This window comes from Paramagnetospirillum magneticum AMB-1, from assembly GCF_000009985.1.
In the GTDB taxonomy this organism is placed as follows: domain Bacteria; phylum Pseudomonadota; class Alphaproteobacteria; order Rhodospirillales; family Magnetospirillaceae; genus Phaeospirillum; species Phaeospirillum magneticum.
On record NC_007626.1, the window covers coordinates 4,438,714 to 4,451,170 of the forward strand.

Annotated in this window: 21 protein-coding genes and 1 tRNA gene; 18 read left to right on the plus strand and 4 right to left on the minus strand. The window is 61.1% G+C overall.

What is annotated here, in order from left to right:
* Positions 1–255 precede the first annotated feature (255 nt).
* From AMB_RS20395 to AMB_RS20420, 6 genes are all read left to right on the plus strand, one after another.
* Positions 256–813, plus strand: coding sequence for a peptidoglycan-binding domain-containing protein (locus AMB_RS20395; RefSeq protein ID WP_011386385.1), 558 nt, complete (start codon positions 256–258; stop codon positions 811–813).
* A gap of 20 nt (positions 814–833) precedes the next feature.
* Entirely contained in the window at positions 834–1,130 is a 297-nt protein-coding gene (locus tag AMB_RS20400) for a hypothetical protein (protein ID WP_011386386.1), read from the plus strand.
* The gene (locus tag AMB_RS20405) at positions 1,127–1,876 is read left to right on the plus strand and encodes an AAA family ATPase (RefSeq protein ID WP_011386387.1); all 750 of its coding nucleotides are present in this window, start codon (positions 1,127–1,129) and stop codon (positions 1,874–1,876) included. The genes AMB_RS20400 and AMB_RS20405 overlap by 4 nt, the downstream gene beginning before the upstream one ends.
* 83 nt (positions 1,877–1,959) lie before the next feature.
* Positions 1,960–2,091 (plus strand): hypothetical protein, encoded by a 132-nt coding sequence (locus AMB_RS26850; RefSeq protein WP_011386388.1) that lies wholly within the window; start codon positions 1,960–1,962, stop codon positions 2,089–2,091.
* A gap of 254 nt (positions 2,092–2,345) precedes the next feature.
* Positions 2,346–2,471 carry a hypothetical protein gene (locus AMB_RS26855; protein WP_011386390.1) on the plus strand — a complete coding sequence of 42 codons (126 nt, stop codon included), beginning with the start codon at positions 2,346–2,348 and terminating at the stop codon, positions 2,469–2,471.
* A 77-nt stretch (positions 2,472–2,548) separates the two neighbouring features.
* Positions 2,549–3,696, plus strand: a protein-coding gene (locus AMB_RS20420; RefSeq protein WP_407636032.1) for an IS3 family transposase whose coding sequence is annotated in 2 segments (ribosomal slippage) — positions 2,549–2,810 and positions 2,810–3,696 — 1,149 coding nt in all. Because the reading frame shifts where the segments join, the coding sequence is not laid out codon by codon here.
* On the opposite strand, the gene AMB_RS20425 is transcribed toward AMB_RS20420, so the two are convergent.
* Entirely contained in the window at positions 3,693–4,112 is a 420-nt protein-coding gene (locus AMB_RS20425) for a hypothetical protein (RefSeq protein WP_011386391.1), read from the minus strand. The genes AMB_RS20420 and AMB_RS20425 overlap by 4 nt on opposite strands.
* Between AMB_RS20425 and AMB_RS20430 the strand changes: the two genes are divergently transcribed.
* Both AMB_RS20430 and AMB_RS20435 read left to right on the plus strand, forming a co-directional pair.
* The gene (locus AMB_RS20430) at positions 4,113–4,295 is read left to right on the plus strand and encodes a helix-turn-helix transcriptional regulator (RefSeq protein WP_011386392.1); all 183 of its coding nucleotides are present in this window, start codon (positions 4,113–4,115) and stop codon (positions 4,293–4,295) included.
* Positions 4,296–4,701: 406 nt separating this feature from the next.
* Positions 4,702–5,847: a tyrosine-type recombinase/integrase gene (locus AMB_RS20435; RefSeq protein ID WP_011386393.1), complete on the plus strand. Its 1,146-nt coding sequence runs from the start codon at positions 4,702–4,704 to the stop codon at positions 5,845–5,847.
* 29 nt (positions 5,848–5,876) lie between these two features.
* Here AMB_RS20435 and AMB_RS20440 read toward each other — a convergent pair whose 3' ends face one another.
* Positions 5,877–6,092: a hypothetical protein gene (locus tag AMB_RS20440; RefSeq protein WP_148207505.1), complete on the minus strand. Its 216-nt coding sequence runs from the start codon at positions 6,090–6,092 to the stop codon at positions 5,877–5,879.
* Positions 6,093–6,412: 320 nt separating this feature from the next.
* Here AMB_RS20440 and AMB_RS20445 point away from each other — a divergent pair, with 320 nt between their 5' ends.
* Positions 6,413–7,072, plus strand: a complete 660-nt coding sequence (locus tag AMB_RS20445) for a recombinase family protein (protein WP_043745414.1) — start codon at positions 6,413–6,415, stop codon at positions 7,070–7,072.
* 104 nt (positions 7,073–7,176) lie between these two features.
* Here the strand turns inward: AMB_RS20445 and AMB_RS25460 are convergent, their stop codons facing one another.
* A complete protein-coding gene (locus AMB_RS25460) occupies positions 7,177–7,674 on the minus strand; it encodes a hypothetical protein (RefSeq protein WP_148207506.1) in 498 nt (165 codons plus the stop codon).
* Positions 7,675–8,218: 544 nt separating this feature from the next.
* On the opposite strand from AMB_RS25460, the gene AMB_RS20455 reads away from it, so the two are divergent.
* The 9 genes from AMB_RS20455 (at position 8,219) to AMB_RS20495 (ending at position 12,099) form a co-directional block, all read left to right on the plus strand.
* Positions 8,219–8,479 carry a hypothetical protein gene (locus AMB_RS20455; protein WP_011386398.1) on the plus strand — a complete coding sequence of 87 codons (261 nt, stop codon included), beginning with the start codon at positions 8,219–8,221 and terminating at the stop codon, positions 8,477–8,479.
* Positions 8,480–8,489: 10 nt separating this feature from the next.
* Entirely contained in the window at positions 8,490–8,756 is a 267-nt protein-coding gene (locus tag AMB_RS20460) for a hypothetical protein (protein ID WP_011386399.1), read from the plus strand.
* A 324-nt stretch (positions 8,757–9,080) separates the two neighbouring features.
* Entirely contained in the window at positions 9,081–9,596 is a 516-nt protein-coding gene (locus AMB_RS20465) for a hypothetical protein (RefSeq protein ID WP_148207507.1), read from the plus strand.
* On the plus strand, positions 9,593–10,522 hold the full coding sequence (locus tag AMB_RS20470; RefSeq protein WP_011386401.1) for a hypothetical protein: 930 nt from the start codon (positions 9,593–9,595) through the stop codon (positions 10,520–10,522). The genes AMB_RS20465 and AMB_RS20470 overlap by 4 nt, the downstream gene beginning before the upstream one ends.
* 2 nt (positions 10,523–10,524) lie before the next feature.
* Positions 10,525–11,007 carry a hypothetical protein gene (locus AMB_RS23635; protein WP_011386402.1) on the plus strand — a complete coding sequence of 161 codons (483 nt, stop codon included), beginning with the start codon at positions 10,525–10,527 and terminating at the stop codon, positions 11,005–11,007.
* 4 nt (positions 11,008–11,011) lie between these two features.
* On the plus strand, positions 11,012–11,341 hold the full coding sequence (locus AMB_RS20480; RefSeq protein WP_011386403.1) for a hypothetical protein: 330 nt from the start codon (positions 11,012–11,014) through the stop codon (positions 11,339–11,341).
* Positions 11,328–11,525: a hypothetical protein gene (locus AMB_RS20485; protein ID WP_011386404.1), complete on the plus strand. Its 198-nt coding sequence runs from the start codon at positions 11,328–11,330 to the stop codon at positions 11,523–11,525. Before AMB_RS20480 ends, AMB_RS20485 begins: the two co-directional genes overlap by 14 nt.
* Positions 11,526–11,533: 8 nt before the next feature.
* Entirely contained in the window at positions 11,534–11,797 is a 264-nt protein-coding gene (locus AMB_RS20490) for a hypothetical protein (protein WP_011386405.1), read from the plus strand.
* A gap of 119 nt (positions 11,798–11,916) precedes the next feature.
* Complete coding sequence (locus tag AMB_RS20495) at positions 11,917–12,099, plus strand: helix-turn-helix transcriptional regulator (RefSeq protein ID WP_043745422.1); 183 nt, start codon at positions 11,917–11,919, stop codon at positions 12,097–12,099.
* Between the two features lie 163 nt (positions 12,100–12,262).
* Here the strand turns inward: AMB_RS20495 and AMB_RS20500 are convergent.
* Positions 12,263–12,336 (minus strand) — tRNA-Gly (locus tag AMB_RS20500).
* Positions 12,337–12,457 lie beyond the last annotated feature (121 nt).

A 12,457-nucleotide genomic window follows, 5' to 3' on the forward strand; every position in this document is an offset into this window, starting at 1 on the left:
CAAACAGGGGGCGTCAAGCCAGCCAGGATGATCACTCTCGACACCCATTCGGCTAACCCTCGCGATAGATGTTCCGCATTTGTTCTTGCCTGACTATCGGCCCTTGGGCATCATACCCCTGGAAAGTCCGCCGGTTCGGCTCTCTGAGATGACGAGCGAGCCCTGTGCGCCAGGCTTCCACGGACCAATCCCCCCGTTCTGCCGCATGCGCAGCCCTTGGCGCGCGTCGTCGGCCTTGCTTCAAGGATTCCCCCAATGTCCATCGATCTGAATGACACCATCGGTAGCTCCTACCCCGCAGATCCCGGGGACGTCTTGAACGTCAAGACTTCCATGAACAATCTTGGCTATTACGATCCACCCGCCGCCTATGGGCTGACCCCTTGGCCCGACACCCCCATGTTCGACGGCATCAAGAACTTCCAGAAGGACCATGACCTTGAGGTGGATGGCATCATGCATCCCGATGGTCCCACCGTCACCACCATGAACAAGGGGCTGGCCCAAGGCGAAGATTCGCCCTCCGACGGCAACGAACAATTGGCCTATAATCCGGCAGCAGCCAATCTGCTCGATATGATGTTGCAGCGCGGGACGAAGGGGGGCGGCGGCGGCAATTCCTGCCCTGGTGATCGAGCCCCGAGGTCCGGGGATGAATGCGATGAGCTATACAATGCGGACAGCAGCATTTGCCGCTCCCTGCCGCCGGTCCCCCGGATTCGGAGGAACTGCTGGTCATCGGCATCAGAGCGCAACGCGGCCTGCCGCTCCGGCCGGCCGCTGCCGCCCCTGGACAGCAGCGACAGGCCTTGACGATTGGAGGCTCCAATCCGATGGATGAATTCGCCGTTAAGGTAACGGCCAAGGGAGCCGATGGCTCCCTTGCACCGTTTCATATCTACGTGGGCACGCCCGAGGCCGTCGATGACATCGTCTCGGGGTGCCTGACTTGGTGCAGCCTGCTCGAGAAGCCTCATTTGGTGAAGGGTGAGACATTGGCTCAGGCCTACAGCCTCGCCTACCGCTTTATTGCCCAGATGGTGGAGTATGCCGGCCTGACCCTATTTGACCGGGACGGCGCCCCCTTTCAACTGCCCCGCCCGCCGGATGGGTTCGAGGACGAGATATGAGGACGTCCAGCCTTGCCGCCCCCTTCCTCAAGCGCGTCACCCTGTTGCCCGAAAAGGCGGAGGAAGGCTGCTTTCCCTTCGGCCATCTTCCTTTCCTGAAAGGCGGGGATTTCACGCTGGACCTGCGGGCCGCCATAACCATCCTGGTGGGCGAGAACGGCAGCGGCAAGTCCACCCTGATCGAAGGCATTGCCGCCTGCGCCGGCTTTCCCGCCTTGGGTGGCAGTCAGGACCACCGGCCAGGAGACGAGCCGGGCGCTGGCGCCCTCGGGCGGGCCTTGCGCCTGTCCTGGCTGCCCAAGGTGTCCAACGGCTTCTTCTTTCGCGCCGAAAGCTTCTTTGGTCTCGCCGGCTATCTGGACCAGGAAGGCTCTCTCGACCGTCAAGGTGGCCGCCTGCTGCACCGGCAAAGTCATGGCGAGGCCTTCATGGCCATGTTCCGTCATCGCCTCGACACCGAAGGCCGCGCCATCTACCTGCTGGACGAGCCGGAAGTGGCGCTGTCGCCCACCCGCCAATTGGCCTTTCTCCGCATCTTGCGCGATTGGCAAGTCTCGGGGCAGGTCCAGGCGATCATCGCCACCCACTCGCCGATGCTGATGGCCTTGCCTGGGGCAGATCTGCTGTCCCTGGACGGCGGAGCCATCCATCCGATGCGCCTGGAGGAGACCGAGCATTACCGGGTGACGCGCCGGTTCCTGAGTGATCCGGACACCGCTTTGCGGGAATTGTTTGATGAGGACTGAAGCCGCCATCAACGATCCTGCGGAGCGAACTTCCCGACGACACTTCCAAGTCGGAAGAGGCCTTTCTGGCCGAGGTCGCCTCGGTGGCGGAAACCGTCGGCCAATCGGGTGATCCGGGGGCATCGCGGAAGATCATTTCCGCATCCAAGGTGCACTCCATCGTCAACGTCACGGGAACGACCATGGCCCATGACGGCGACGGCGCCGAACTCTAGTCGTCCATGTGGTATCACATCGGCGCGCAACGGCCATACTGCGTCATGGTGCATCTGAAGCTCATCGCCCCATCCCGGCGCCGTGGTGACAATGACTATGCGGCTTTGGTTCGCACCCTTGACCACAGCCTGATGAATGCGGCCATCGACTGGATGCGCCTTTGTCCCTCCGGCCCGTGACCTCCTCGCGGCGCAGGTGACGGACGGCCCGGCTGCGCGCTATAGTCGGTGGGCAAAACACCGACGAGGCTGCCATGCGCACCCTTGACGACATCATGACCCAGCTTCGCACCTTGCAGCCCGAGTTGCGCCGCCGCTACCTCATCCGCTCCATGGGGGTGTTCGGCTCGTATGTGCACGGCGAGCAGCGCGAAGACTGAGCTACTCCCCGGAAATTGGACACTGACGGAAGCTACGATCTGATGTTTGCTGATCCCCAACTACGAGGAGATCAGAGATGTCGAAGCGCAGGAACCATGACGCGGCCTTCAAGGCGCGTGTCGCCCTTGAGGCGCTGAAGGGCGAGCGGACGGTATCGGAATTGGCGTCGGCCTATGGCGTCCATCCGACCATGATCCATCAATGGAAGAAGTCCCTGCTGGACGGGGCGGCGGAGATCTTCGAACGCGGGGCCAAGAAGAAGGCCGAGGTGGACGAGGATACGGTGCGATCCCTGCACGCCAAGATCGGGGAGCTGGCCGTGGCCAACGATTTTTTGTCTCGAAAGCTCAAGCCGTGGACCGGCAAGTGAGGCGGACCATGATCGAGCCCAAACACCCGGCGCTGTCGATCGGCGCCCAGTGCCACCTGCTGTCCATTGCGCGATCATCGTTCTATTACGAGCCCTTGGGCGAGACGGAGGCAAACCTGGAGCTGATGCGGTTGATCGACCGCCAATTCCTGGAAACGCCGTTCTATGGTGTCCGTCAGATGGCTTGGCATCTCCAGAACGAGGGCCACCCGGTCAACGTCAAGCGCGTCCGGCGGCTGATGCGGCTCATGGGCCTGATGCCGATCTACCAGAAGCCCAACACCAGCAAGCCCGCCAAGGGCCACAAGACCTATCCCTACCTGCTGCGGGGCCTGCGGATCGACCGGCCCAATCAGGTCTGGTGCGCCGACATCACCTATCTGCCCATGCGCCGGGGATTCCTTTATCTGATCGCCATCATGGACTGGGCCACCCGGAAAGTGCTGGCCTGGCGCATCTCCAACACGCTCGAGGCCGACTTCTGCGTCGAGGTGCTCAACGAGGCCATCCTGCGCTTCGGCCCGCCGGAGATCATGAACACCGACCAGGGCAGCCAGTTTACATCCTTCGCCTGGATCGACCGGCTGAAGCGGGCCGGAACCCGCATCTCCATGGACGGCAAGGGCCGTTGCATCGACAACGTCTTTATCGAGCGCCTGTGGCGGTCCCTAAAATACGAATGCGTCTATCTCCATGCCTGGGAAACCGGCTCGCAAGCAAGGGCCGGGATCGGACCCTGGATCACCTTCTACAACCACAAACGGCCCCACGCCGCCCATGGCGGAAGGACCCCCGCCGTGGTCTACTGGAACACCATCAACCAAACCGATCAGCAGGCCCGGAGAGTAGCTTAAACTTCCCCGAATTCTGTCCAACCAATGGGGAGTAGCTCATTCTTGTCCCCCTCGCCAACCACCCGAAACCCGCCAAGCTCTTTCGGGAGGACTTTGACCGTCTCGAAGACGGCGGCCTTGGTCTTGCTTGGACGCTCAACTCCAATGGCCAGGGCAATCACTACGTTCGAGCTTCCGTTCCGGGCGTCAGTGGCACCCTGGAGACAGTCTCCCGATTGGTCGTAGGGGCCGGGCGGGGGCAATGCGTCCAGTACCACGATGGCGACCGTCTGAACCTCAGGGCGGACAATCTTTTCGCCAGCGAAGGCTATGCGAAGAGGAGGGCCGAACTTCCAGCAGCCGACCTCTACTGACCTACCCAACGCGACAATCGCAGCCCGCCAGTGTGCGGGCTTTTTCATTTTCTGGAGAAGCATATGGACGTTCAGCCCACATACCTGAACCGAGAGCAAGCCGCCGCCTTCCTGCACGTTCAGCCCAAGACCCTTGCCAACTGGGCAAGCCAAGGTAAAGGCCCCAAGTTCCGCAAGCCGGGTGGCAGAGTGGTTTTGTATCCCCGCATGGAGCTTGAAGCCTGGGTGAACAGCGGCGAGGCGTGATTATTCTGGGCCACGGGGGGCGCTGGGGAAATACCCCGGTGCTTCCCGGCTACTCCCAAAAAATCCCGGCAAGAAACGTACTATAGGCGTATTCATTGCCCGAATACGCAGATCAACCAGCCCTTCGACCGGCGCTAACTCATTGATTATTCTGGAGATTTTTTGGAGCGGGTGAAGGGAATCGAACCCTCGTCGTAAGCTTGGGAACTTCTGGACATTGGCTCCCGCAGGCTCCTGCTCGATCCACAATCTGTTGTTTTTCAACGGTTTTCAAAAAGCCAAATTCCCGCTCACTCCCCTAAAATCCCCTCATTTCCCGAGCGTTGACTTACAAGAGCCTTACAAATTATCCTGCCTTCAACGTCGTAAGCTTTTTTGGCTTCTGTCGAGGAAGGCGAGGAAAATCATGAAGTTGAAGCTAAGTGCTGCGAAGCTTAAGACCCTCACCGTTCCCGAGGGAAAGTCTGGGGAATACGTCTGGGACACCTCCCTTCCTGGGTTCGGGGTGTATGTGGGCAAGACGGCCAAGACGTTCCTCGTTCAGTTCACCACCAGAGCCGGTGAGGAGAAGCGCCACAAGATCGGGCGCTCTGATGTGCTGTCGTATGACGCCGCCCGGCAGGAGGCGCTTCGCGTTCTGGGGGAGGTGCAGAAGGGCGCAGACCCCACCGCCGCCATCAAGCAGGCCCGGCAAGAAGGCCCCCTGTCCGAGGAATTGGTGAATTGGTTTGACAGCCACACCATGAAGGACAGCACCCGAAAGACGTGGCGTTCGGTCGTCAACAACCACCTTATCCCCGCCCTCGGCTCCCGCAAGCCCTCGACCATCACCAAGGCGGATATCCTGGCCGCGTATCGGGACATCCAGGCCAAGAGCGGACGGCAGGCCAATCAAGCCATCATCATCCTCTCGACGTTCTACAACCGGACCACGGATGGCAAGTTCAACCCCGCCTCGGACTTCCGCAATGACAAGTCGATCAGGAAGCACAGGGACGCGGAGCGGGAGGTTGTCCTATCTCAGGATCAAGTCCGGGCACTCCTGGCCGACTTCGACAAATCCCCCGCCCAGCAGAGCGCCGACGCCGCCCGCCTCCTGTTCTACACAGGTGCCCGCATCGGGGAGATACTGGCCCTCCGGTGGGATGCCGTGAACCTTACCCAAGGCACCATCACCTTGGCCCACACCATGACCAAGGAAGCCAAGGCCAAGACCCTTCACCTCAGCCCCCGCGCCCAGGCCATCCTTGAGCGACGACAGGAAGAGGCTCTGGAAGGGGCCGAGTATGTCTTTCCCGGCAGGGATGGTGAGGCCCATCAGGTGGTGATCAAGGCTTTCTGGAAGGCAGCCTGTAAGCGGTGTGGGATTGAGGGGGTTCACATCCACGACATTCGGGCCACCTACTCCACCATTCTCATTGCCAGCGGCGAGAGTGCCAAGGCTGTGGGGAAGACGATGGGTCATGCCGACACCAAGACCACCATGCGGTATGAGCGCATTGCCCAGGACAGGGCCAAGGACATTGCCAGCAAAGTGGATGATCTGTTTTAGCTTTCTGGGTCAGGGGTATGGAGCTTTGGTTATCCTGGCACCTGATTGGGGATAATGATCTTGGGCAACTGGTTGCCAATCCCATGAACCGCCATGGTTACGGTATTTTGCTTGGTGTCCCATATGTCCAGGTTATAGCTCACGTCGGCAGCCTTGAAAGCACTGACAAGAAGCCGCACAGTCTCCCTTGCTCGTTCCTCGCTCTCTGCTCCACTGCGACCACTAATGGTAATTTCATATTGCATGGTATGCCTCCATTTTTGACTGTACTCCTCTTGGGCTTGGAAGTCCGTCATCATCTTCAATGGGCGCGATAAGGAGGTAGGTGGCACCCGAATGTTCGGAACAAAAATGTGAGCGGGTATCAGGCAATTGGAAAATGGCGACTACCCCCATAGGGGGCCTCGGTCCCCATCAGCACGACGGCAGGGGCCACCTCGCAAGAACTGAAGGCCCACCATCAGCACCCACAGCATGGCGCATGGTGCCCCGCTCAAGGCCATTGACAGCCGCCACCAACCGCCATTACAAATCTCTCAACGAACGGAGAGAGGAGTGTAAGGCCATGCGGTTCGTCGCCTATTACCGGGTCAGCACCGACAAGCAGGGGCAGTCTGGCTTGGGCCTGGAAGCCCAGCAAGAGGCCGTCCGCTCCTTCCTGGCTGGCAAAGGCTGGCCTCCGGTGGCTGAGTTCGTCGAGGTGGAGAGCGGCAGGAAGTCCGACCGTGCCCAGCTTGCCGCCGCCCTGGCTGCCTGCCGTCTGCACAAGGCCACCCTGGTCATTGCCAAGCTGGACCGGCTGGCCCGTAACGCCGCCTTCCTGCTGAACCTCCGTGACGCTGGGGTGGATTTCGTAGCCTGTGACATGCCCGACGCCAACCGCCTGACCGTGGGCATCATGGCCCTGGTGGCAGAGGATGAAGCCGACCGGATCAGCGCCAGGACGAAGGCAGCCCTTGCCGTTGCCAAGGCCAAGGGCGTCAAGATGGGTGGCTTCCGTGGCTATGTCCCCAGCGAGAAAGACCGGGCCAAGGCTGCTCAGGCCAAGCGGGAGAAGGCCAAGCGGCTGGACCTGATGCCGGTGGTGGAGGCCATCAAGGCAGGGGGCACCACCAGCCTGGGAGGCATCGCCAGGGCGCTCAATGAGCGGGGCATCCCGACCGCCAGGGGTGGGCAATGGCAGGCCGTCCAGGTCGGGCGCTTGCTGGCACAGGCGGGGGACTGAGCGAGGAATATTTGGGGCTGTGAGGGATTGTGTGGGGCACATCAGCCCCCCTTTCCGTGCCACCTCAGCCCCCTTTCAGGCTCCCCTGATCTAGTCACCTGTAACTATATGTCATTGGTTTTGCTGGTATTTTCCTCATTGACCGCCCTGCCATCCGTCATCATTGTCCAGGCCGTCAACACCACATCAGGGGAACCTTCGCCATGCTGATCAACACCTGCCTGTTCGAGCTTGAGATTGCCTATGGTCACCTCTTCATCCGTGTTGCCCGCCTGGGTGAGGTGCTGTTGGTCATCAGCAAGCAGCACCCGACCGAACAGCGCCTGACCTTCTGCCCTGCCTGATCGGGAAGGCCAAACCGGAGGATTTCCACGGTTTGACGGCTCCAATTGTGGGTTAGACCCACCTTTTCCCAAGCCCCTGCCGGTTCCTCGGTGGGGGCTTTGTCGTTCCTGACCATCAACGCCCACCTTCACACCTTCGACATGACCAGGGACGGCTTCATGCTGCTGGATGCCGACGAGCATAAGGCTCACAAACTGAGCGAAAATCGTGGGCGTCCCAACATCATCGTCTCCGAGGGTGTCATGAATGGGCATCATGACCACGCATCCCCGGAGAACGTCGTCCTCCCTGCCATCCGCAAGGATGGTGCGTTTCACGCATGGCGGCTATGCGTTCCACGAATAGGTTGCCCCATTGAATGAGCGGGGGTTGCTTAGAGTGTACGGAGGTGGTGATTGGGTGACCAGTGAAGTGGTCCTTGGAGTTCATCCCCATCATCACCATCACCATCAGTAACAACCTAAGTCCCCTTCAAGGCTCACCACGAGGTTCACTCTGCGGTGATCATTGGGTGTCTTGGGGAGGTTGGTGGTCTTCTGTGGCCCCCTCCAATTGTTTCACGGATGTGTTTCACGATTAGGTTGCCCCATTGAACAGCCCCAACTCCATGCCCCCTGATCTCGGTCAGCATGGTTGATGGTGGTGGTGTTCCCCGCTTTGGAGGGCGGGTAAGCGATCATGGTTCCTAGCTGCCGGTAGCGGCTTCTCGGATCAACGGATGTGGGCAGGGTGCAAGTCACCTTGCCCCATTTGTTTTCATAATCCACCCCCTCCATCATTCCCAACATTGCGAGATGCCCCATGAGCCAACCGAAGCTGTACAAGCCCCGGTCTTCCAAGACCCATGAACTGAAGCTGTTCCTGACCCCTGCCCAGCATCAGCGCCTGACCTATGTCACCTCCACCTATTCCGATCTGATGGACCGCAAGGTATCCCAGTCGGTCACCTTCTGCCGTGCCCTCGATCTGCTGGCCGGTCACCTTCAGGCCCAGCTTGAGGCCCACCCTGGGGAAGTCATCCGGGAAGCCGAGAAGGACGCCTTGATGCGTTCCATGTGGTGATGGTGTCGCCATGACCAACGCCAGCCACCGAGCTTCCCAGGCCCAGCTATGGGCACTCTGGCAGGCCGTCGCCAAGACCCTGCTGGATCAACTGAACACTGCCCAGCCGGGGGAGGTGAAGGCGTCCCTGATCAACGTCGCCAGAGCCTTCCTTGCCGACAATGGGATTGTGGTTGGTGGTGCCCATGATCCCCGGCAGACCCGTGATGGTCTGTCCCAGCTTCTGGATAACGTCCCTGACTTTGATGAGGGATGGTCTGTCCTGAACCAACACTGACCACCCTCAATCAGATTGATGGGGGTATGAGGAAATCTTCGCACACCCCCCACCCCTGAAATCTCAGGCATGGGTCTGCTCAAATCTTAGCACACCCCCATCCCTCAAATCTGAGGGCAGGGGCTGTCCAAATCTGGACACACCCCTTCACCACCACCCAAGCCCACCGAGAGGCCCGCCATGCGAGCTTGTGAAGTCCCGCATTGCCGGGACCATGCCCGGTCCTTCAGTCGCTATTGCAGGCGACATGACCAGAGGACCACCAACACCGGCCACCCCGAAGGCACCAACGTCCTGCGGGGGGAATACAAGACCCTCTTCCTGTTGGCCCATCAGTTCATCACCCACCACAAGGAACACCCTGGCATCAGGGCTGGTCTGGAATGGCTGGGGGGAATGATGGCTGATGGTCGAGACCCTGGCACCATCCATGCCCGCAGCAGTGCGGCTGATCGGCTTGGCCGATGGCTTCACCAGATGCAGACTGAGGGTGTCACTGCCGAGGATATGCTTGCCACCATCGGGGCCATCTATGCCCTGCGAGAGTGGAACCCCAGGCGGTTCCTGTCTGATCGGCACTTCGACCATCAGCTTGCCATCCGTGTCCTTCGCCTGACCCCGGCCCCGTTCTCGGAACGATGGTCCGAAGGCAAACCCAAGAAGGTCTATGACCGGATCACCGGCCCCACCCGTGACCTTCTGTCCACCCGCATCAATGCCGCCCTTGGCCCCCTGATCCTCCGCATGGGTCGGGAAGTGGCGAGTGCGGCCCAACCTCGCCCCCAGGAACGTCTTGAGGGCATCGACTTCCCATTCAATCCAAAAGGCACCTATCCATGACCGATTATTCCGCCCTCTCCATTCCGAATGGCAACACCTCCGCCAACGTCTCCCCCGACCGTGTTCAGGTGAACCGTCAAGGCGGGGTCTCCATGACCCTGACCAATGGCGTGGTCACCACCACCAGCAGCATGGCAACGCGGGAAATCCAGGCCCCCCGCAACAGCGTCCAGAACAGCGGCACCATCACCGAGGCCCGCAACTCCTGGGGCACCGTCAAGACCGGCTCCGACATCACCGAGGCCAGCATCGTCAACATCGGTGGCATCGAGACCACCATCAAGGCGGCTATGGCTGCCGGTATGGTGACCCGCAATGCCGATGGCTCCTATGCCGTGGCTGGTGGTCAGCAGGCCCCGCAGGATCAGCCCCAGGCCGACCCGAACGACGGCATGGAAAGCCTGGGTGACGATGCCGTTGAGGCCAGCATCACCGAGATTGCCACCAAGGCTTCCGCCTCCGATGTGGTCGGGGTCATCAACGCCCTGTCCAAGGGTGAGGGCATCCCGGAAACTGCCGTGGGCCGTATCGCTTCCCAGATGGGCCTTGAGCCTGGGGAGGCCATGCACCGCGCCGAGACCATCCGGGCGGCGTTCGAGACCCAGGCCCTGAACACCATCAGCAAGTCGGGCTTCGAGGCGCAGGACGTGGTTGCCTGGGCTTGGGAGAACCGCCCCGACCTGATGAAGCAGGCCATCTACAAGCAGGCCACCGAGCGGACCACCAAGGGTTATGACGGGGTGGTGAAGGCGTATCTGGGGGGCCTGGAGAAGTCCAGCCCGCAGACCATCCTCAATGCCAAGCTGCCCAGCGGCATGACCGCCCACCAGCAGCAGGACGGCACCATCATGGTTACCACCCCGCAGGGCAACTTCAGTTGGTCTTCGTTGCTCCGCATGGGTGCCATCTCGGTGGGGAGGGGGTGAACATGGCAGCCATCGTCACCACCACCCAGGACACCGGCCTTCCCGATCTGATCGAAGACGGTGGAGAAGTCCGGGTGCTGGATACCATCCTTGCCGAGCGGTTGGGGTATGACCGTCCCCGAGACATCCGCAAGCTGGTCAAGCGTCACCGGGAGGCGCTAGGGGGGATGGGGAGTTTGCTCCACCGTGGCGCAAACCCCGGCCCCAAGGGAGGGCGGCGGGCAACCGCCTTCTACCTGACCGAGGTACAGACCCTGTTCATCCTGGCGAAGTCCGAGACCGCACGGGCCAATGTCGAGTTGGCCTATGTCACCCAGGTCTTCACCGAGTTCCGCAGGGGCAACCTCGTTGCCAGGGATGCCGACACCCAGGCCCGCCTTGACGCCTATCAGGCCGACCGGCAGGCCCGTCTTGCCCGTCATTTGGAGGAGAAGGAGGCCCGTGAAGACGCCCTCCGTTTCCTCAATCGTGGCTGTCGGAGGTAGTCCCGTGGCCTGGAACAAGAACCCCCGCATGAACAAGACCGAGCTTGCCGCATGGCGGCTCAGTAACCCGGACTACCTGTTCCCCCGTGTTCTGCATTGCACCTGGGAACCCCCGGCAGACTGGGGGCCGCTCGTCTACCGCTACCCCCTGCCCAGTGACACCGGACGGCCACCCAGGCGGGAACTGCTGTTGTACGAAATCCCCCCAGGCGTGACCCCGCGCCGTGATTTCTCCATGCCTTTCCCCAGCAAGGTCTTGGTCCTCAAGGCCATTGCCCGCCGCTTCAACCATGATCCCGACATCTTCGAGGAAGAACCCGATGAACAACCCTGAAAGCCTGCTCGTCCGCATTGACGGAGCTTCCACCTTCCTGACCCGCAACACCGATGGCAGCGCCAGCTTCATCGACAATGCTGGTCAGGTGGTCGCCATCCCCTCCACCCCGGAACTGACCAAGCTGCTCGATACCCTGCCCAGGGGTTCCGGCATCGTCCGTACCGACCACATCGACCGCTGAGGCCCACCATGAGCAACCCTGAAACCGTTATCGCAGGCAAGACCGTCCTGCACCGTTCCGCCTTTGGCACCGTCTCCTTCACCGACACCACGGGCAACCGGGTGACGATGGACAGCCCCACCGCGAACAAGCTGTTCGAGGCCATCCGTGACGGCTCCGGTGAGAAGGTCGAGGCCGTCCACCGCGAGGGGACGGAGAAGCCCACCAACCTCTTCGTGGGTGGCAAGCGCAACGTCTATGCCGAAGACAGCCGCACGGCTGCCAACTGGTGACACTGAGGTGGCCCCTGCCGGGAAACTGGCGGGGGTCATCTGTCCATCTATCCCCGCAACACGCAGTCATCACCAGCCCGCCAGTGAGCGGGCTTTCTGCATTCTGGAGACCCATGCCGATGGAAGTTCAGCCCACATACCTGAACCGAGAACAAGCCGCCGCTTTCCTTCACGTCCAGCCCAAGACCCTCGCCAACTGGGCAAGCCAGGGCAAAGGCCCCAAGTTCCGCAAGCCCGGTGGCAAGGTCGTCCTGTACCCCCGCATGGAACTGGAAGCATGGGTGAACAGCGGGGAGGCGTGACCATTTCGGGCCATGCGAAGCACCGGGGAATATGCCCTGGTGCTTCCCGGCCCATCCCCCTTGATCCTCTTTACTGACTTACAAGGGCCTTACAAATTCCAAAATGAACAAAGCGCCCGACCTTTCGGCGGACGCTAACTCGTTGAATTCACTGGAGTTTTTGTGGAGCGGGTGAAGGGAATCGAACCCTCGTCGTAAGCTTGGGAAGCTTCTGCTCTACCATTGAGCTACACCCGCGCCGAGGCGCAGAAGATAGGGGGCTGAGGGGCTGTGTGCAAGCCTGCCGATGCTTCCCTCCGGCAGAAAGTGCCAGATGCTTTGGCCTCAGGCAACCCCTCTCGGTGTCGAGGCGGGACTC